The sequence below is a fragment of the Bacillus sp. BML-BC051 genome (assembly GCF_019656175.1).
GTDB lineage: Bacteria > Bacillota > Bacilli > Bacillales > Bacillaceae_G > Bacillus_A > Bacillus_A mobilis.
Genome location: NZ_BPLI01000018.1, coordinates 101,019 through 122,822 on the forward strand (window position 1 = coordinate 101,019; position 21,804 = coordinate 122,822).

The window sequence follows — 21,804 nt, forward strand, 5'->3', positions numbered from 1 at the left end:
TAGCCGTTTACACTAATTGTAATTTTACTAAGCGCTCTGCAATTTGAACAGAATTCCATGCAGCGCCTTTTAATAAGTTATCAGATACGACCCAAAGATGGAATCCTTTATCGTTATTTAAATCTTTACGGATTCTTCCAACGAATACTTCGTTTTTACCTACTGCAGTAGCTGGCATTGGATATAACTGCTCTTCTGGATTATCTTGCAGAACAATACCTTCTGCATTTGCAAGTAAGTCCTTGAATTCTTCTACTGTTACACCTTCTTTTTCTACTTCGATGTAAACAGACTCAGAGTGACCTGATACAACTGGTAAACGTACACATGTTGCCGCTACCTCTAGCTCTGGCATATGCATAATTTTTTTCGTTTCATTAATCATTTTCATTTCTTCAAACGTAAATCCATTATCTTGGAATTTATCAATCTGTGGAATCGCGTTGAAAGCAATTTGGAAATGCTTTTTATCACCTGATACAGGTAAAACATTTGCCTTCACTTCTTCGCCATTTAAGATTGCTTGTGATTGTTCATGAAGTTCTTCAATTGCTGCCGCACCAGCACCTGATACAGCTTGATATGTGGAAACGATTACTCGTTTTAAACCATATTGCTGACGAACTGGCTCAAGAGCTACTACCATTTGAATTGTAGAACAGTTTGGATTTGCAATAATACCATTATGTTCTTTTAAGTCGTTTTCATTTACTTCAGGTACAACAAGTGGCACGTTTTCTGTCATACGGAATGCACTTGTATTATCAACAACAATCGCACCGCGCTTTGCTGCTTCTGGCGCTAATTGTTTTGATACAGATCCACCAGCACTAAATAGTGCGATATCTACTCCTTCAAAACTTTCAGGAGTTGCCTCTTGAACTGTAAATTCTTCGCCTTTAAATACAAGTTTCTTACCTGCAGATCGTTTAGATGAAAGTAACGTTAACTTCCCGATTGGAAATTCTCGTTTCTCTAAAGTATTTAACATTTGTTCACCAACTGCGCCGGTTGCTCCAACTACAGCGACATGAAAAGTTTTTTGCTTTTCCATCACTATGCCCCTTTCTAGATACCAATCCTTCTATAACTTAGAATCAGAAGGAGTATACAATACCCCTTCTAATCTTAATAACGTTAATTTTATCATATTCTACAGTAAGAATGATGGTTTCATCAAAAATTGTCCGTTTTTTTTCGTTTTTTAATTCATATATCTGAATTTTTCTACGACAACCGGTTGCAATTGCTTCCCTTGTAGCGCTTCTAATACTGTATCTTCCAGTAACTCCATGCGAGCTACCATTGAGTTCGGTTTTTTCTCTGGTGCATCTTGGCCGAACGGGACGAAGTAGATGTTTTTTGTTGCCATTAGGCGCATGAGGTTTACTCCATTAAGCCCTAAAGCATCATTCGTCGAAACAGCCAATACGACAGGCTTTCCATTTCTTAGCGTCGCTTTCGCTGCCATTAATACTGGAGAGTCTGTCATTGCATTTGCAAATTTACTCATAGAATTTCCTGTTAGTGGTGCAATTACCATACAATCTAGTGGAATTTTAGGTCCTAGTGGTTCTGCGCCAACGATTGAATTAATTGCTTTAAAGCCTGTTACTTCTTCAATCTTTTTAATCCACTCTGCTCCTTCGCCAAATCTCGTATTTGTTGATTGAACAGTATAAGAAACAACAGGACGTACTTCTGCTCCCTCAGCAATTAATTTTTCTAAATGAGGCATTACTTCTTCGTACGTACAATGTGAACCAGTAAAACCAAATCCTATTCTTTTCCCTTTTAAATTCATTCCCCATTCTCCTTTCTTGCGATTACATCTTCTGCTAGTAACTGAGAAAGAACGTTCGCTAAAATTTGTCCTGCTGTTTTCGGAGCAACAATACCTGGTAATCCAGGTGCTAACAGCGCTTTGACTCCTCTTTTTTCCGCATACCTAAAGTCGGTACCACCTGGTTTAGAAGCTAAATCAATTACTAACGTATGAGCCGGCATTTTTGAAATGACATTCGCTGTCACAACGAGATGCGGAATTGTATTAATAACAATATCGATATTCCCTACTTCTTTCTCAATGTCTTGCATATGAAAAGGAGAAAACATCATTTCTGTAATACGTGCAATATGTTCCGATCGTCTTGCTCCAACTTTGACATGGGCTCCTAATGATTGAAATGCTCTGGCAACACTCATCCCTGTTCTACCAAATCCTAAAACCATTACATTGGAACCATGAATTGTATAGTCGGTATGTTGAATTACCATCATTAATGTACCTTCTACAGTTGGAATAGAATTGTAGATTGCGACATCATCACGATCAAATAATTTGATAAGTTTGCGGTTTGTAGTAGATACGAGATTTTCCAAGTAAGGCGTGCCAATACCTGAATATATAGTAAAGTGTTCTGGTGTATTTTCAATTTGTTCTTTCGTTATAGAAACTTTCTCGTTTGAAAAAATAGTATCTACTTCTCCCTTGGCATTTGTACCTGCAACTGGCAAAATAATTGCATCTACAGAAGTGAAATCTAAATTTTGTATACTTTCTTTTGCTGCCCCTGTGAAGCCATGATCTAACTGGTCAAACCCTATCAATGAAAGTTTCGCATCCAATTCAACTAGCTTGCGAATTACTTCTAGCTGTCTTGCATCTCCTCCTATGACAGCAATATGCATCTCAGTCAACATTCCCTAATTCACCTTCTTTTTCTGTCATTTATAAGAAAAGTGCCTACTTTTTCTTTTTCCTCCACATCATATGTAATGTACGAGTTTTAGGTGATTGAAAAACAAAAAGCACGTATGATTTATCTCGCTATTCGCACTCAGTTAGACCCCACCTCAAAATTCGGCATATGAAAGGACATTATGTGGGAAATTGATTTCCTGTATAAGCTCGATTCATGTGAGCTTTTACTCAGCGGAGAATGAACAAAAAAAGATGACCAAAATGGCCATCTTTCACTTCGAACTTGAACGATCTGTAATATCACAAAGGATCATATCATGCCCCACTTTCTTAATTTGACTCCACGTTACTCTTACTTCTTGTGGTTCCTTTTTAAAACCTCCCCATTTCCCAGCAGGTATGATAAGAGCCTGTATTTGCCCATTCTTCTCATCAATTTCTAAATCCACATGGCCTAAAACTCCCATTTTTTCGGCTCTTTCTAAATTTACGATCTCTTTACCGCTTAATTCACTTAATCGCATACACACTCCCCCTACCGAAGTTATGAATTTAAGTTATCTATAATTAGTACCTATTCTGTATTTCCAAAAAAAATAACCGTATCTCTTTTAAAAGAGATACGGTTATTTTTACATACTTTATATAAAACAATTATAGTTTTATTCCTTTTGGAAGTTTTCCATCTGGACTAATTAATGCTGCTGAGAATTCATCTGTAAACATGTTACGAATTAACTCATCAACATTTGCTTTCGTTACAGTGTTTACACTTTCAATAATCTCATCAAGTGAACGATGCTTACGAAGTAGCAATTCATTTTTACCATTGCGGCTCATACGGCTATTCGTACTTTCTAAGCTTAACATTAAGTTTCCTTTTAATTGCTCTTTACTATTAATAAGCTCTTTTTCTGTAATACCTGTATTTTTCAATGTTTCTAATGTTTCCTGCATTGTGTCATACAGTGTATCTAATTGTTGGCTTCCTGTTCCACCATACAGCGTTAACATACCTGTATCTTCATAAGAAGAATGATAAGAAAATACTGAGTAGGCTAACCCGCGTTGCTCACGTACTTCTTGGAATAAACGGCTACTCATACTACCGCCTAAAACGTTATTTAATACAATTAAGTTATAAATATCTTCGTGTCCCATTTGTAAGCCTTTATATCCTAAACATAAATGAGCTTGTTCTGTTTCCTTTTTACGTGCTACCTTATTAAAATGGAAAATTGGGCTATGTACTTGTTCACGGTTTGTTGTTCCTTCATAACTACCGAAATATTGCTCTACCGTTTGTAAAAAGGCTTCATCAATATTTCCTGCAACTGAAACAACGACATTTTCAGGTGTGTAATGATCTTTTATATATTGGCGTAGCGTATCACCTGTAAACGTATCAAGCGTTTCTTCAGTTCCTAAAATAGGATATCCAAGCGGATGCGTTTCATATGTTGCTTTCGTTAACATATCATGCACAATATCATCTGGAGCATCTTCGTACATTTTAATTTCTTCACATACGACATTCTTCTCTTTTTTCAGTTCTTCCTCATCAAATGTTGAATTAAAGAACATATCTGCTAATACATCTAAAGCATATTTAGCATGCTCATCTAGCACTTTTGCATAGTAACAAGTATATTCTTTTGAAGTAAAAGCATTCACCTGCCCACCAATGCTATCAAATGATTCTGCAATTTCGCGTGCACTACGTGTTTCCGTTCCTTTAAAGAACATATGCTCTAAAAAGTGGGAAACCCCGTTATTTTTTTCATTTTCATTTCTTGATCCCGCATGGATCCAAATACCAATCGCAACCGATCTTACGGTTGGTATATTCTCCATAACGATTCTTACACCATTTTTACAAGTATATTTTTTAATCAAAAACTTTCCTCCTACTGCCAGTTTCTCTAAATAATTGCTATTATTTAATGATAACAAGTTTAAGGATGAATGTCATGCAAATGTATTTAATCTACACGTTTTTCATCCAGTAATTCTGTTATATTCCCTACTTGATATCCTTGTTCCTTCAATTTTGTAATCATTGTATCTAATGCTTCTGCTGTAGATGAAGTTGGATGCATTAATACGATAGCACCTGGATGTATTTTTCTCATTACTCTCTGCAATAGCACATCTGGATCAGGTCGTTTCCAATCAATTGTATCGACAGTCCACATGATCGTTCCCATTTGGAAATCATCAGCAATTTTCACAACTTCATCCCGAAAACTTCCACTCGGCGGAGCAAACCATCTCACCTTTTGATTCGTAGCAGCTTCAATCATTCGATTTGTTTTTTGTAACTGATCTCGTATTTCATCAGACGATAGCGTTTTCATATTAGGGTGTGTGTAAGAATGATTTCCAACTTCTTGATTTGCATCGACAATCATTTTTGCAAATCGCAAATTTTCTTTCACCCAGCGTCCTTCTAAAAAGAAAGTCGCCTTCACATCATGTTTTTTCAATATCTCTAATATACGCGGCAAATACTCATTTCCCCATGCCACATTTATTGTTAATCCCACCATCTTTTTATTTGGATGCCCCCTATAAATTGGAGCTGGTGATAAATCTTTTAAGTGGACACTCGGTGATACTTCCTTGAATTCAAGATTTTTTTGATCAAATTTCTTTAGCTTCTTCATATTATTATAAGATGCTTCGATATCAACTTGCCTTCCATTATATCCTGGTGTTGCTTTCCATATTTTATCAATCATCGCATCTTGAGGTGCAATCTCATATTGTTTTGCATGTTTTTGAATTTCTTCATACAAGTTATCCTGTGCAAAAACGGAATAAGAGCCTACACTGACATATAAAAAGAATATACACATGTATGCCAATATACGAGCTTTCATATAAACCCTCCCATTAACTATATAAATACCTTTTTCTTCTTATCTTTGTTAATTTGAGCGTTATAATGAAAACTATACCTATACTGACATAAAAATATATATAAATCATATTTTTACATAACAAAAAAAGCCAGTTCAACTGGCTTTTACTTATTGCTGCTCTTGTTTGCTTTCTTCTTTAGCAGCTTCTTTTTCTTGCTCTTCTTTTAGCAATACTTTTCTAGATAGATTCACACGACCTTGCTTGTCAATCTCGATAACTTTAACTGTAATTACATCACCGATCTTCACAACGTCTTCTACTTTACCTACACGCTCAAGTGCAAGTTCAGAAATGTGAACTAATCCATCTTTACCGCTGAATAGTTCAACGAAAGCACCGAATTTCTCAACACGTTTCACTTTTCCTTCGTAGATTTCACCTACTTGTACTTCGCGAACGATATCTTCAATAATTTTCTTAGCTTTGTCATTCATTTCTTGATTTATTGAAGAAATGAATACTGTACCATCTTGCTCGATGTCAATTTTAACGCCAGTTTCTTCAATAATTTTATTGATTTGTTTACCGCTCGGCCCAATAACGTCACGGATTTTATCTGGATTAATTGTCATTGTAATAATCTTTGGAGCGTAAGCTGATAATTCAGTACGTGGCTCTGCAATAACAGATAACATATGATTTAGAATGTGCACACGACCAACTTTCGCTTGTTGTAATGCCTCTTCTAAAATTTCACGAGATAGACCATCGATTTTAATGTCCATTTGTAGTGCAGTTACACCTTTTGCTGTACCTGCTACTTTAAAGTCCATATCACCTAAATGATCTTCCATACCTTGAATATCAGATAAAATTGTGTAATGCTCACCAGTTTTAACTAGACCCATTGCAATACCTGCAACTGGAGCTTTAAGTGGAACACCAGCATCCATCATTGCTAAAGTACTACCACAAATACTTGCTTGTGAAGTAGAACCATTTGATTCTAAAACTTCAGATACAAGACGTACTGTATATGGGAAATCTTTCTCAGATGGAATTACAGGCTCAAGAGCACGTTCTCCTAGTGCACCGTGACCAATTTCACGACGACCTGGTCCACGCATCGGTCTTGTTTCACCAACACTAAATGATGGGAAATTGTAATGATGCATAAAGCGTTTTGATTCTTCTACACCAAGACCATCTAAAATTTGCACATCGCCTAATGCACCTAATGTACAAATACTTAATGCTTGTGTTTGTCCACGTGTGAATAAACCAGAACCGTGTGTACGAGATAAAATACCAACCTCTGATGCTAATGGACGGATTTCGTCACCTTTACGGCCATCTGGGCGGATTTTTTCAACTGTAATAAGACGACGTACTTCTTCTTTTACAATTTTATATAAAATCTCATTTACTTGTCCTATTGTATCAGCGTCAGCTTCCTGCGCTTCGTAATGCTCAATTACACGCTTTTTCACTTCGTTAATTGCATCTTCACGTGCATGTTTCTCATGTACTTGAATTGCAGAATGCATATCCTTCTCAGACATTTCACGTACAGCTTGATTAAGAACAGCGTCAACTTCATAAAGTTTCACTTCTGATTTCTCTTTACCTACAGCTTGTACAATCTCTTCTTGGAATGCAATTAGACGTTTAATTTCGTCATGACCAAACATAATTGCTTCTAACATTGTTTCTTCAGGCACTTGATCTGCTCCTGCTTCAACCATGTTAATTGCATCTTTCGTACCAGCCACAACAAGGTGAATATCACTTTGCTCTTGCTGTTCTACTGTTGGATTAATAACGAATTCGCCGTTAATACGACCAACTGTTGCACCCGCGATTGGACCTTCAAATGGAATATCTGAAATCGATAACGCTAATGAAGAACCAAGCATAGCTGCCATTTCAGAAGAACAATCTTGATCAACACTCATTACAATGCTGACAACTTGTACTTCGTTACGGAAACCATCTGCGAAAAGTGGACGAATTGGACGGTCGATTAAACGACTTGCCAAAATTGCTTTTTCACTTGGACGACCTTCACGTTTAATGAAACCGCCAGGAATTTTTCCGACTGCATATAAACGCTCTTCATAGTTTACTGTAAGTGGGAAGAAATCTACATTTTTTGGTTCTTTTGATGCAGTTGCTGTAGATAGAACCGCTGTATCGCCATATCTTACTAATACTGCTCCGTTCGCTTGCTTCGCAAGCTGACTTGTTTCAACTGTTAGCTGACGACCAGCTAAATCTATCGAGAAGACTTGCTTTTCTTGACTCATTTAAGTACCCCTCTCAATTTAAAGTATTCAATTCTTCTATGTAAATGGATAGTATATCACAATATTCTACCTCTAGTATTACCGAAAATGAAGTAAGCTATAAAGGGTAGAAGATATATTTTTACCTAACAAAAAAGCGGGAATATTCCCGCTTCTTTGACTATCGACGTAAGCCAAGCTTTGTGATTAATTCACGGTAACGTGTGATATCGCTATTACGAAGGTAAGTTAGTAAGTTACGACGTTTACCAACCATCTTTAATAGACCACGACGTGAATGATGATCTTTCTTGTGAGTACGTAAGTGCTCGTTTAGAGTGTTAATTTGCTCCGTTAGGACAGCAATTTGAACCTCTGGAGAACCAGTATCAGTCTCATGAGTTCTAAATTGTGCAATGATTTCATTTTTACGCTCTTGTGTTAAAGCCATCCTATTTCACCTCCTATTAATTAAACCCCCAATTACCTAGCAAGCGTCGGTGAGTCGCAATGCCAAGCAATGGTTGTCATAAAGTACATAACATAGAATACTACTTTTCATTTGAAAAAGCAAGTATATTCTTTTCGTTCGCAAAATATTCTTGTGCTGTTTTCTTATCTTTTGCGATTTGTTCAACTAACTCATCGATGCCATTGAATTTCTTCTCTTCTCTTATACGCATATGCCACTCTACTGTAACATTTTGATCATATATGTCTTTGTTAAATTCAAATAAGTGCACTTCAATAGATAATTGGCGCTCATCTTCTTTAAAAGTTGGTTTATATCCAATATTACATACACCATCGTACCATTCACCGTGAACCTTTAATCTCACTGCATAAACACCTACAGGTGGTAATAGATACTCATCACTTAAACCTACATTTGCTGTAGGAAAACCAATTTGACGTCCACGTTTATCACCGTGTACAACCGTTCCCCCTACTGTATATGCTCTACCTAAAATAGATGGAATTTGTTCCATTTCGCCATTTCGAATTAACTTTCGTAATGCTGTAGAACTTACTTTCTCTTCTTGAAATTCAACTTTTTCAATCACAGTCTGTGTAAACTCCCCTCTTGCATGAAATGGTAAAGTCTCCATCTTTCCTTTTCCTAAACGTCCATATGAATAATCAAACCCTGCTACTACATGCTTTACATTTAAACCAATAATATAATCATCTACAAATTGTTGTGGCAATAAGCCAGCAAACGATTCATCAAATTTAATAACATATAATATATCAATCCCTAAGTTTTCGACTATTTTTTCTTTATCACACATTGGTGTAATATACTCCGCATGCGCTTCCTTTTTCCCTAAAACAACAGATGGGTGCGGATAAAATGTCATAACTGCACTTTTATATCCCCGTTCATCCGCTATTTGTTTCGCAGTTCGAATTACACATTGATGTCCTAAATGAATGCCATCAAAAAATCCTAATGCCATTACAGTAGGTGGTAATTCTAATTTATTTTGTTCATGTGGATGAGTTAAATGAATAAGTTTCACGCTTGAATTCACCTTTTTCTGTAATAATCCTTCCAATAATTCATTATAGCTTTAGTTCTTGATTATTCACAAGTACTTTCATCGGCTTTAGCATACCAGGGTGTTTTGGATGGTGCTCAAAAATTGCAAGGCAGCGATCATTTTTATCAAACACTGTTATAAATGGCGCTGTTATTTGCAATTCATTTTTTAAGAACATACCATTCTTTATTTTCTCTGCTTGCTTTTCATCTACAACCATTTTCGGGAACTTACTTAACGCTTCATCAATTGAAATGAAGATAGACTCTACTGTTCCATTTTGCACGTTTTCTTCAATTTCTTCAAATGATATGCAATCTTCTAATAAAAATTCTCCAGAAGCTGTTCTTACAAGGTGAGACATATGTGATGGAAAACCAAGTTTTTCACCAATCATTACTGCTAACGTTCTTACATACGTTCCTTTACTACACGTTACACGGAAACGGAATGAAATATTTTCCCCCTCAAACACTTCACGGTCATCTAGTAATACAAATTCATGAATTGTAATTGTACGAACTGGACGCTCAACTTCTTGTCCTGCTCTTGCATATTCATATAATTTTTTTCCGTTAACTTTTACAGCTGAAAACATCGGAGGCATTTGTTCAATCGTACCTGTTAATGCAGCAAGAGCCCCTTCTACTTCCTTACGAGTAATAACACGATCTACATGTTTCGTTTCAACAACTTCACCAGAAGCATCTTCAGTTGTTGTTGAAAATCCAAGTGTTACTTCACCTTCATATGTTTTCGTCTCACTTGTTAAAAATTGTACAATCTTCGTTGCTCGTCCCACACAAATAGGTAATACTCCTGTTACATCTGGATCTAATGTTCCTGTATGACCAATTCGTTTCTCACGCAATATCTTTCTTAATTTAAATACACAATCATGTGATGTCATGCCTTTTGGCTTATGTAATAATACTACACCTTCCATATATGTTCACCTCATCATAATTCTTTCATAGTAATTATCCAAAATATATTTTGCATTGAAAAAATGGATAGACAAATGTCTATCCATTATTCTTCACGTTTATCGTCTTTATTAATTTGATGTAAAAGTGTATCAATTCGATGACCATATCCGATAGACTCATCAAACTCAAAGGAAATTTCCGGTGTTTTACGAAGACGAATACGCTGGCCAATTTCTGAACGAATGAAGCCTTTTGCCTTCGCTAAACCTTTTAATGTACTTTCTTTCTGTTCCTCATCACCTAAAACAGAAATATATACTGTAGCAATTTGTAAATCTCCACTCACTTGTACATCTGTTACTGTAACAAATCCGACACGTGGATCTTTAATTTTACGACTGATGATGTCGCCTAATTCTTTTTTCATTTGCTCGCCTACACGGTTTGCACGTAATTTCATAACTCTTCACCTCATTCAATACCATTCCAATTGTGTTATTGTACGTTCAATTTCAGGAAATGAATCGATGTACTCAAGTACACGATTCATTTCTTTTTCACAAATAACACGATTAGAGGATACAGAAACGATTGCAATTTCTGTACGTTGCCATACATCTTGATGCCCTACTTCTGAAACAGCTACGTTATAACGCTGCTTCACACGAGTTAGCACCCGTTGCAAAATTGCTCGTTTCTCTTTTAAAGAATGCACATCGTAAATCATACACTCGAATGAGAGTGAAGCGATAATCATCGCTTCACTTCTTCCATAATGTACGCTTCAATGATGTCCCCTTCTTTAAGATCATTATATCTCTCAATTGTAATACCACACTCATAGTTTTGTGCAACTTCTTTTACGTCATCTTTGAAACGTTTCAACGTATCAAGTTGTCCTTCGAAAATTACTACGCCATCGCGGATAATACGCACGCCACTATCACGTGTAATTTTACCGTCAATTACGTAACAACCTGCGATTGTTCCAACTTTTGTTACTTTGAATGTTTGGCGTACTTCCGCTTGACCGATTACTTTTTCTTCGAATTCTGGATCCAGCATACCTTGCATTGCTGATTCGATTTCTTCGATTACTTTATAGATAATACGGTGTAAACGAACATCAACATTCTCTAATTCAGCTGTACGCTTCGCATTCACATCAGGGCGTACGTTAAATCCAATTACAATTGCATTAGATGCAGAAGCTAAAATGATATCAGATTCTGTAATCGCACCTACGCCTGTATGGATAATTTTAACTTTAACACCTTCAACATCAATTTTACGAAGTGACGCTGCCATTGCTTCTACAGAACCTTGTACGTCGGCTTTCACAATTAAGTTAATTTCTTTTACATCGCCTTCTTGGATTTGTTGGAATAAATCTTCAAGGCTTAATTTAGATTTTTCACCACGCTGAGCAAGTAACGCTTCTTGTGCACGTGATTCACCGATTTGACGAGCTTTTTTCTCATCAGCGAATGCCATGAAACGATCTCCAGCTTGTGGTACTTCGTTTAAACCTGTAATTTCAACAGGAGTTGATGGTCCAGCAACTTTTACACGACGACCAATGTCACTTACCATTGCACGAACACGTCCGAATGAAGTACCAACAACGATTGGATCTCCAACTCGAAGTGTACCGTTTTGAACAAGTAATGTCGCGATAGTTCCTTTACCTTTATCAAGCTGTGCTTCGATTACAGTACCAGTTGCATAGCGGTTTGGATTTGCTTTATATTCTTCTACTTCACTTACAAGAAGAATCATTTCTAATAAGTTGTCAATTCCTTCACCTTGAATTGCAGAAATTGGTACGAAAATTGTATCTCCGCCCCAAGCTTCTGGAACTAATTCATATTCTGTTAATTCTTGCATTACACGATCAGGATTTGCCGCTGGTTTATCCATTTTATTCACAGCTACAATAATTGGTACTCCAGCTGCTTTCGCATGGCTAATTGCTTCAACTGTTTGTGGCATAACACCGTCATCAGCTGCAACAACAAGGATTGTAATATCCGTTACTTGCGCACCACGAGCACGCATCGTTGTAAATGCCGCGTGACCAGGCGTATCTAAGAATGTAATCTTCTTGTCATTTACTTCAACTTGGTATGCACCAATATGCTGAGTAATTCCACCTGCTTCGCCTGCAGTTACTTTTGAATTACGGATAGAGTCAAGTAAAGTTGTTTTACCATGGTCAACGTGCCCCATAATTGTAACTACAGCTGGACGCTCTTTTAAGTTCTCTTCATCATCTTGCTCATCGATGAATGTTTCAAATTCAGTTTCACTAACAACTACCTCTTCTTCTACTTCAATACCATAATCAGTAGCAATTAACTCAATTGTATCTTTATCTAAGTCTTGGTTAATTGTTGCCATAATTCCAAGCATAAAGAGCTTCTTAATAATTTCAGACGGCTCTTTGCTTAATTTTTTAGCAAGCTCACCTACTGTAAGACTTCCAGAGAAAGTAACTTTATCTGGTGTTTCTACAGTTTGTGTTTGTTGTCTTCCAGCAAAGTTATCTTGACGTTTGTCTTCAGTTCCTTTGCCTTTTTTCTTTTTCTTATTGCTGTTCTTTTTACTACGAACAACTTTTTCTTCTACTTCAAACTCATCTGCAACAGAAGGTTTTTCAGTTTGATACGCATTATCTAATTTATTTACTACTTCATCTTCTAACATTGTCATATGATTCGAAACCTCGATATTCATTTCTTTTAGTTTTGTCATAAGATCTTTACTTGAGATATTATGTTGTTTTGCATATTCATGCACTCGAATTTTACTCATACCTTCACCCCCGGTAATTTGTATCGAGCATGCTACGCAGCTTTTTCGCAAAGCCTTCATCTAACACAGCTACAACGACTCGCTCATCTCTCCCAATCGCATGCCCTAATTGTTGTCGATTTTCGACCTTTCTCATTGGTACGTTGTAATACGTCGTTTTATCCATGATGCGTTTTGTAGTATTTGCTGACGCATCTTCAGATAGCAATATAAGCTTTGCTTTGCCACTTCGTACTTCTTTTAAAACAAGTTCTTCACCCGAAATAATTTTCCGAGCCCGGTTTGCTAGTCCTAAAAACGATTTCCAATCGGACACTTATTTCGACTCCTTCTCAACAAGCTCAAGAAGCTCTTCGTATAGAGAACCGTCGATTTTCGCTTTTAGATGATGTTCCAAAACATTTTTCTTTTGAGCTTGAAGAATACTTTCTTTATCTTTTGATAAATAGGCACCTCGTCCTGATTTCTTTCCAGTTAAATCAATGGACACTTCTCCCTCTTTGGAACGAACAATGCGAACGAGCTCTCGTTTTGATTTCATTTCTTGCGTTGCAACACATTTTCGTAACGGAACTTTTCGATTGCTCATACTCATCACCTCTATTCGATTTCGTCTTCAACTGAATCGAATCCGAATGCGATTACGCTATCTTCTTCTGTTACAATACCAAGTTGTTTCGCATCAGACTCACTCTTAATATCAATTTTCCAACCTGTTAATTTAGCTGCAAGACGTGCATTTTGTCCACGCTTACCAATAGCTAATGACAGTTGGTGGTCTGGAACAACAACAGTTGTTGCTTTTTCTTCTTCATCTACAAGCACTTTAACAACTTGTGATGGGCTTAAAGCATTTGCAACATATTCTACTGGATCATTTGACCAGCGAACGATGTCAATCTTTTCGCCTTTTAATTCGTCTACAATGCGTTGTACACGTTGTCCTTTCGGTCCTACACAAGAACCTACTGGATCAACATCAATGTTCTCTGCATGTACAGAAATTTTAGAACGATCGCCAGCTTCACGTGCTACAGAACGAATTTCAACAGTTCCATCATAAATTTCAGGAACTTCCATTTCGAATAAACGTTTTAAAAGACCAGGATGTGTACGTGATACGTAAATTTGTGGTCCTTTTGTTGTTTTTTCTACTTTCGTAATGAATACGCGAATACGATCATGTGGTTTGTACTGTTCGTTTGGCATTTGCTCACTTACAGGTAATAAAGCTTCTACTTTCCCTAAGCTTACATAGATGAAACGAGCATCTTGACGTTGTACGATACCCACCATAATATCTTCTTCACGGTCACTAAACTCAGAGTAAATAACACCACGCTCTGCTTCACGCACTCGTTGTGTTACAACCTGTTTTGCAGTTTGTGCTGCAATACGACCGAAATCTTTTGGTGTTACTTCAATTTCTAGTACGTCACCATCTTGATAGTTTGGATTAATTTGTCTTGCTTCTTCAACAGAAATTTCAAGACGTGGATCAAACACATTATCAACAACGTCTTTTCGTGCTAATACTTGAATTGTTCCCACTTCTGGGTTAAAGCTCACACGAACGTTTTGTGCTTGGTTAAAATTGCGTTTATAAGCAGAGATTAACGCTGCTTCAATCGCATCAATAATAATATCTTTGCTAATTCCTTTTTCTGACTCTAATACGAGCAAGGCATCTAACAACTCAGTGCTCATGAAGATCCCCCTTCTAACTAAAACGTAACAGCAAGTCGCGCATTTGCAACTTTGTCCATTGAAATTTGGATTTCTTTTTTACGTGTTTTAATTGTTAATAATAGTGTAATTGTAGTACCATCGTAGGAAAGTAGTTTTCCTTCAAACATTTTTTCACCATCAATCGGCTCATATGTTTTAATTGCCACTTGTTTTCCTACCGCTTGCTGGAAGTCTTTCTCTTTCTTTAATGGGCGTTCCGCTCCAGGAGATGATACATCCAAAAAGTAAAGATGAGGAATTGGATCCTCTTTATCTAAAGCTTCGCTTAAACGTTCACTTACCGCACCGCATTCTTCAATGTCGACTCCCTTTTCAGAGTCGATGAATACGCGTAAGAACCAGTCTTGTCCTTCTTGCACATACTCTACATCTACAAGTTCAAGATTTAACTCTTCAACGATTGGCTGCGCAAATGCTTCTACAACTTCTGTGACTTTCTTATCCATAAACAGCCTCCTTCCTGCCGCCATGTACCATTTACAAGAAAAGACTCCGTCCATAAAACGGTCTATCTTATTCTTTCTCGTTAGCTAACAAAAGCCCCTGCCGTTAAGCAGGGAATATCTGTCTTAGTATTACCAAATTTAAGAAGTAAAACTTGTAACAAAATATGTATATACGACAGAAATTTCTTACCTCTCCACATCAATAAAACGTAGATAGTAACACGAAAGAGTGGGTTTCCCCACTCTTTTTTTTACACAATATACTTGACATGGTTATCTCGGTTAATAGTATACCATAGCAAATGTTGATTTGCAAAGACTTTTCCTACCTATTAGAACAGTGATAACTGGTTTTGATCAGGTAGATCGCCTAAGCAACCTTGACTATCTAAATACTCAATAATTGTTTTCGAAACCTTACTGCGCTGCTGTAAATCTTCTTTTGATAAGAAATCTCCATTTTTGCGTGCTTCTACAATACTTAAAGCGGCGTTTGTACCAAGTCCAGGCACTGCATTAAATGGAGGAATTAAAGAATCCCCATCAATAATAAATTCTGTTGCATGCGAACGGTATAAATCAACCTTTTGGAATGAGTATCCACGCTCACACATTTCAAGTGTCATTTCTAGTACTGTTAATAAACTTTTCTCTTTCGGTGCTGCATCCAAACCTTTTTGTGCAATTTCATCAATTTTTACACGTATAGATGCTGAGCCTTTCGCCATCGCCTCTACGTCAAAGTCATCTGCACGAACTGTAAAGTATGCCGCATAGAATAGAAGCGCGAAATGCACTTTAAAATATGCAATACGTACAGCCATAAGTACGTAAGCAGCCGCATGGGCTTTAGGGAACATGTACTTGATCTTCTTACATGAATCAATATACCAACCCGGTACATTATTACTTTTCATGTCCTCTTCCCATTCTTCTGGTACACCTTTACCTTTACGAACCGACTCCATGATTTTAAAGGCTAATGATGGGTCTAAACCTTGATAGATTAAATATACCATGATGTCATCACGACAACCGATAACTTCACTCAGCGTACATGTACCGTTATAAATTAACTCGTTTGCATTACCAAGCCATACATCCGTACCATGCGATAGTCCTGAAATTTGGACTAACTCAGAGAATGTCGTAGGCTTCGTCTCTTCTAACATCTGCCTTACGAATTTCGTACCAAACTCTGGTATACCAAGTGTACCTGTTTTACAGTTAATTTGTTCTTCCGTTACACCTAACGATTCAGGTCCTGAGAAAATTTTCATTACTTCCGGATCGTCTGTTGGGATTGTTTTCGGATCAATACCACTTAAATCTTGTAACATACGAATAACAGTTGGATCATCGTGTCCTAGTATATCAAGTTTCAATAAATTATCATGAATCGAGTGGAAATCAAAGTGTGTCGTTCTCCACTCAGCACCTATTGAATCTGCCGGGAACTGGATTGGTGAGAAATCAAAAATATCCATGTAATCTGGCACAACGATAATACCACCTGGGTGCTGTCCAGTCGTACGTTTTACACCGGTACATCCTGATACTAAGCGGTCAATCTCTGCATTTCGAATCGTTAAGTTATGATCATTTGCATAGCCTTTTACATACCCATAAGCAGTTTTTTCCGCAACTGTACCTATTGTACCCGCACGGTATACATAATCTTCACCGAACAGTACTTTCGTATAGTTATGGGCACGTGGTTGGTATTCCCCGGAGAAGTTCAAATCGATATCGGGTACCTTATCTCCTTTAAATCCAAGGAACGTTTCGAACGGAATATCATGTCCATCTTTCACGTATGGAACATTACATGCGGGACATTCTTTATCCGGTAAGTCAAAACCAGAACCTACAGAACCATCATTAAAGAATTCTGATTGCTTACACTTCGGACATACATAGTGTGGTGGTAATGGGTTTACTTCTGTAATTTCCATCATCGTTGCAACGAATGAAGAACCTACCGATCCACGTGAACCTACTAGATATCCGTCTACTAACGATTTTTTCACAAGCTTATGTGAAATTAAATAAATTACGGCGAATCCATGCCCAATAATACTTTTTAATTCTTTTTCTAAACGCGCTTCTACAATTTCAGGTAACTCTTCACCATAAATGCTACGCGCCATTTTATAACTCATATCACGCGTTTCATCATCTGCACCCTCAATTTTCGGTGTATATAGATCATCTTTTACTGGATGAACATCACCAATTAATGATGCAACCTTTTGTGTATTCGTTACAACAATTTCTTTCGCAACGTCTTCACCTAAGAATGAAAAACACTCTAACATTTCATCCGTTGTACGGAAATGTACAGGCGGTAATGAATGTCGGTTTAACGGATTGGCTCCGCCCTGCGAACTAACTAAAATTTTGCGATACATTCCATCCTCTGGATCTAAATAATGCACGTTTCCTGTAGCAACAACTGGTTTATCTAACGTCTCACCAAGTTTTACTAAATTAGAAATAATTGTTTTTAATTGCCCCTCATCTCGAACAAGTTCACGCTCTACTAAATGACGTAACACCTCTGGAGGCATTACTTCAATGTAATCATAGAACTGCGCAATTTCTTCTACCTCTTCAGGAGCTTTTTGCATCATCGCCTCAAACACTTCACCTTTATCACAAGCCGTTCCTACTAAAATTCCTTCACGATATTTTTTTAATAGTGACCTTGGTACTCGTGGTACTCGGTAAAAGTAATTTAGGTGAGAATAGGAAACAAGTTTATATAAATTTTTCAATCCTACATCTGATGTGGCAAGTAACGTCATATGACTTGGACGTCCACGCTTATACGCATCCCCTTGCCCCATGCTATCATTTAATTGATCGTGATATTCAAATCCCTTTTCAATCACATCTTTTAACATTTTCACAAGTAAGTATCCCGTTGCTTCTGTATCATAAATCGCACGGTGATGTTGCGTTAATTCAATATCAAGCTTTTTACACATCGTATTTAATCGATGGTTTTTCATTTCTGGGAATAAGAATCTTGCAAGTTCTAACGTATCAATAACAGGATTATTCGTTTTTTCTAGTCCAGCCTTTTTAAAACCTACGTTAATAAAGCCCATATCAAAACTTGCGTTATGAGCAACAAGTGTATGGTCGCCCATCCATTCTTCAAACTTTTTAAACACTTCGTCCACTTCTGGTGCATCCGTTAACATATCATCTGTAATACCTGTTAATTCAATAATCGTCGCAGATAATGGTTGATGTGGATTTGCGAAAGATTCAAAGCGATCAATAATTTCACCGCCTTTTACTTTTACAGCTGCTAACTCGATAACAGTATCATATACAGCTGATAAACCTGTCGTCTCAACGTCGAAAACAACATACGTTTCCTCTGCAAGTAAACGATGCGCTTCGTTATATGCAATCGGTACACCATCATTAACTAAATTCGCTTCTACACCATATATAACTTTAACCCCAGCCTTTTTACCCGCAGAATATGCCTCTGGGAAAGACTGCGCAACAGCATGGTCTGTAACAGCAATTGCCTCATGTCCCCATTTACCTGCTTGAGCAACAAGTCTAGAAACAGGAGTAACAGCGTCCATTTGGCTCATCGGTGTGTGAAGATGCAGCTCTACACGTTTTTCACCTTCTGGCGCTTTATCTTTACGCGACGGTCCTGTTATTTCATTAATATCATTTGCAATCATTACTAAATCTCGAACAAACGTATCATTTTGAACAGAACCACGCGCTTTCACCCACATTCCTTTTTTCAAGGATTGCAGCATAGGAATATCTTCTTTATCACGTGAGAACATTTTAATCATAATTGAATCCGTATAATCTGTTATTTTTAGCGTTAATAACGTACGGCCACTACGAAGCTCTTTCGTTTCTACATGGAAGACATACCCTTGAACTGTTTTTCTTCTTTCTTCATCTTGAATTTCTCGCATCGGTGTAATCTCTTCGTCTGGCTTAATAAGATACCCAAGCACAACCGGTCCTTCATGCACAACGCTACTTTCTTCAGCTTGCTTCTTCGCCATTTCTTCCATAGCTTGTATAACACGTTCACGGTCTTCTTGCTGCGTTTGTTCACGAAACTTTTGCATTTCTTCTGTATTTTGTTGTATATGTGTGTCTAACTGAAAACGCGGGAATCCAAAAGCTTCGTATTGATCCCCTACTGGTTTCGCAACGTTTTTCTTTAAAGCAGTAGATTCCAGCTCGTTATTCACATTTATTAGCAACTTCACTCCATTCACCTGCGGAAGCTGCTTCTTTAAGTAAGCAAACATAGGTGAAAATGTAATTCGTTCCGTACAAAGCGGCCAATACGCCCTCACTTCTTCTTCTGTAAATTGTTTATTCTCTGTTTCTAATGCAAATGTTGTTCTTGCAATATGAGAAAATGATTGCTTAAGCTTTGTTTCTAGCAATTCATATAATTCTGTAGGCAAAATACGTGGCACTTGTAAATCAAAATGCCAACTTTTATTCACTTTATCAATAACGAGCCTTTCAATACCACCGCCTTGTAAATATTGATTTATAAGGTCATCTGGTATTTGCAACTGCTGGAGCAAAATTTGAAATCGCTCTTGTTGTTCATTTGTTAAAGACATAAGCACTCTCCTTCCATTTGCTATTATAAATTGAAACGTACTACAAAGAAAGATTTCTCCCTTCTTCTTTTACAAAATACGTTTACAAAGAAAGAGAAGGTACCTCATTGCGAGGTACCTCTTCTTATTTTAAAATATTTGCAATATATGTTTGAAGTTCTTCTACTTTCACTTCTTCAGACTCACCTGTAGCACGTACTTTTACTTCTACAATACCTTCGTCTGCTTTTTTACCAACTGTCACACGGACTGGAAGGCCGAATAAATCTGCATCTGCAAATTTAACACCTGCACGTTCTGCACGATCATCTAGTAATACTTCATATCCTTGCTCTTGTAATGAGTTGTAGATGTTTTCACCCATTTCACGTTGCGCATCAGATTTCATATTTACTGGAATTACATGCACATGGAATGGTGCAACAGCTTTTGGCCAAACTAAACCGTTCTCATCATTAAACTGCTCTGCGATTGCTGCCACTGTACGAGATACACCGATACCGTAACAACCCATAATAAGTGGTTGTGTTTTTCCGTTTTCATCTAGGAATGTTGCGTTCATTGCTTCACTATAACGAGTTCCTAATTTGAATACATGACCAACTTCAATTCCGCGTGCGAAAAGAATTGTTCCGTTTCCGTCTGGAGATTGGTCTCCTTCTTGAATGAAACGTAAATCTGTATATTGACTTACTTTAAAGTCACGTTCTGGATTTACATTTACATAATGGAATCCTTCTTCGTTCGCCCCTGAACATCCGTTAACAATTGATGCTACAGCATGGTCAGCGATAATTTCGATGTCACCTGTTACACCAATCGGTCCTAATGAACCAACTTCACAATGTAATAGTTCTTTCACTTCTTCATGAGAAGCAAGCTCAACAACTGAAGCACCGTATACATTTTTCACTTTTACATCGTTTACTTCATGATCACCACGAACAAGTACAACCACTAATTTCTCATCTACTTTAAATACCATAGACTTAATACACTTGTCAGCTTCAATGTTTAAGAATGCAGATACTTCTTCAATTGCTTTTTGATCTGGTGTTGCTACTTTTTCAAGTGCCTTTTCTGCTTCGTCACTCTTCGTATACGTAGCTACAACAGGAGCCATTTCGATGTTCGCTGCATAATTAGATGTATCAGAGTATGCAATTGTATCTTCACCAACATCAGATAATACCATAAATTCATGTGTATCTTTTCCGCCCATTGCTCCAGAATCAGCAATAACCGCACGGAAGTTCAAGCCACAACGAGCAAAAATGTTAGAGTATGCTTTGTATAAACGATCATACACCTCATCTAAGCTCTCTTGTGTAGCATGGAAAGAGTATGCATCTTTCATTAGAAACTCTCTTCCACGTAATAAACCGAAACGAGGTCTTTGTTCATCACGGAATTTTGTTTGAATTTGGTATAATGTTAACGGTAATTTTTTATATGACTTCACTTCATCACGTACAAGATCCGTAATTACTTCTTCATGTGTCGCCCCTAATGCGAATTCACGAGCGTTACGATCTTTCATACGCATTAATTCAGATCCGTAAGAATACCAACGTCCTGACTCTTGCCATAATTCTGCAGCTTGCATCGCTGGCATTAATAATTCTACAGCACCTGCGCGCTCCATTTCTTCTCGAACGATACGTTCTACTTTGTGTAATACTTTTAAACCAAATGGTAGAAAACTATAAATACCAGAAGCATTTTGACGCATAAAACCTGCACGAAGTAATAACTGATGACTCTTAATCTCCGCATCAGCTGGAACTTCACGTAATGTAGGACTGAATACCATACTTTGTTTCATTTATTCGCA

19 protein-coding genes are annotated in these 21,804 nt (G+C 37.3%); all 19 read right to left on the reverse strand.

The window, feature by feature from the left end; translation table 11 throughout:
* Positions 1-7: 7 nt before the first annotated feature.
* Positions 8-1,054, reverse strand: coding sequence for an aspartate-semialdehyde dehydrogenase (asd, locus tag K5S59_RS10080; protein ID WP_000414853.1), 1,047 nt, complete (start codon positions 1,052-1,054; stop codon positions 8-10).
* A 150-nt stretch (positions 1,055-1,204) separates the two neighbouring features.
* Positions 1,205-1,804, reverse strand: a complete 600-nt coding sequence (dpaB, locus tag K5S59_RS10085) for a dipicolinate synthase subunit B (protein ID WP_001049480.1) — start codon at positions 1,802-1,804, stop codon at positions 1,205-1,207.
* Positions 1,801-2,703: a dipicolinic acid synthetase subunit A gene (gene dpaA / locus K5S59_RS10090; RefSeq protein WP_000954734.1), complete on the reverse strand. Its 903-nt coding sequence runs from the start codon at positions 2,701-2,703 to the stop codon at positions 1,801-1,803. Before dpaA ends, dpaB begins: the two co-directional genes overlap by 4 nt.
* Positions 2,704-2,976: 273 nt before the next feature.
* Positions 2,977-3,228, reverse strand: a complete 252-nt coding sequence (locus tag K5S59_RS10095; protein WP_001239745.1) for a YlmC/YmxH family sporulation protein — start codon at positions 3,226-3,228, stop codon at positions 2,977-2,979.
* Positions 3,229-3,358: 130 nt separating this feature from the next.
* The gene (locus K5S59_RS10100; protein ID WP_000593004.1) at positions 3,359-4,600 is read right to left on the reverse strand and encodes a M16 family metallopeptidase; all 1,242 of its coding nucleotides are present in this window, start codon (positions 4,598-4,600) and stop codon (positions 3,359-3,361) included.
* An 86-nt stretch (positions 4,601-4,686) separates the two neighbouring features.
* Positions 4,687-5,586 (reverse strand): polysaccharide deacetylase family protein, encoded by a 900-nt coding sequence (locus K5S59_RS10105; RefSeq protein WP_120450822.1) that lies wholly within the window; start codon positions 5,584-5,586, stop codon positions 4,687-4,689.
* Between the two features lie 150 nt (positions 5,587-5,736).
* Complete coding sequence (pnp, locus tag K5S59_RS10110) at positions 5,737-7,875, reverse strand: polyribonucleotide nucleotidyltransferase (protein WP_000076760.1); 2,139 nt, start codon at positions 7,873-7,875, stop codon at positions 5,737-5,739.
* Positions 7,876-8,035: 160 nt separating this feature from the next.
* Entirely contained in the window at positions 8,036-8,305 is a 270-nt protein-coding gene (gene rpsO / locus K5S59_RS10115; RefSeq protein WP_001229392.1) for a 30S ribosomal protein S15, read from the reverse strand.
* A 100-nt stretch (positions 8,306-8,405) separates the two neighbouring features.
* Positions 8,406-9,377, reverse strand: a complete 972-nt coding sequence (ribF, locus tag K5S59_RS10120) for a bifunctional riboflavin kinase/FAD synthetase (protein WP_000766717.1) — start codon at positions 9,375-9,377, stop codon at positions 8,406-8,408.
* Positions 9,378-9,420: 43 nt separating this feature from the next.
* Positions 9,421-10,344 (reverse strand): tRNA pseudouridine(55) synthase TruB, encoded by a 924-nt coding sequence (gene truB, locus K5S59_RS10125; protein ID WP_000399361.1) that lies wholly within the window; start codon positions 10,342-10,344, stop codon positions 9,421-9,423.
* Positions 10,345-10,430: 86 nt separating this feature from the next.
* Positions 10,431-10,787: a 30S ribosome-binding factor RbfA gene (gene rbfA / locus K5S59_RS10130; protein WP_000776444.1), complete on the reverse strand. Its 357-nt coding sequence runs from the start codon at positions 10,785-10,787 to the stop codon at positions 10,431-10,433.
* Between the two features lie 15 nt (positions 10,788-10,802).
* Positions 10,803-11,084: a DUF503 domain-containing protein gene (locus K5S59_RS10135; RefSeq protein WP_000582364.1), complete on the reverse strand. Its 282-nt coding sequence runs from the start codon at positions 11,082-11,084 to the stop codon at positions 10,803-10,805.
* Positions 11,081-13,141: a translation initiation factor IF-2 gene (gene infB, locus K5S59_RS10140; RefSeq protein WP_000036354.1), complete on the reverse strand. Its 2,061-nt coding sequence runs from the start codon at positions 13,139-13,141 to the stop codon at positions 11,081-11,083. The genes K5S59_RS10135 and infB overlap by 4 nt, the downstream gene beginning before the upstream one ends.
* A gap of 4 nt (positions 13,142-13,145) precedes the next feature.
* On the reverse strand, positions 13,146-13,457 hold the full coding sequence (locus tag K5S59_RS10145; RefSeq protein WP_120450824.1) for a YlxQ family RNA-binding protein: 312 nt from the start codon (positions 13,455-13,457) through the stop codon (positions 13,146-13,148).
* Positions 13,458-13,730: an RNase P modulator RnpM gene (gene rnpM / locus K5S59_RS10150; protein ID WP_000071127.1), complete on the reverse strand. Its 273-nt coding sequence runs from the start codon at positions 13,728-13,730 to the stop codon at positions 13,458-13,460.
* 11 nt (positions 13,731-13,741) lie between these two features.
* Entirely contained in the window at positions 13,742-14,848 is a 1,107-nt protein-coding gene (gene nusA, locus K5S59_RS10155; protein ID WP_000102596.1) for a transcription termination factor NusA, read from the reverse strand.
* Positions 14,849-14,865: 17 nt separating this feature from the next.
* The gene (rimP, locus tag K5S59_RS10160; protein ID WP_000359099.1) at positions 14,866-15,336 is read right to left on the reverse strand and encodes a ribosome maturation factor RimP; all 471 of its coding nucleotides are present in this window, start codon (positions 15,334-15,336) and stop codon (positions 14,866-14,868) included.
* 332 nt (positions 15,337-15,668) lie between these two features.
* Positions 15,669-19,970, reverse strand: coding sequence for a PolC-type DNA polymerase III (locus K5S59_RS10165; protein WP_120450826.1), 4,302 nt, complete (start codon positions 19,968-19,970; stop codon positions 15,669-15,671).
* Between the two features lie 124 nt (positions 19,971-20,094).
* Positions 20,095-21,795, reverse strand: a complete 1,701-nt coding sequence (locus tag K5S59_RS10170) for a proline--tRNA ligase (protein WP_000814321.1) — start codon at positions 21,793-21,795, stop codon at positions 20,095-20,097.
* Positions 21,796-21,804: the final 9 nt, after the last annotated feature.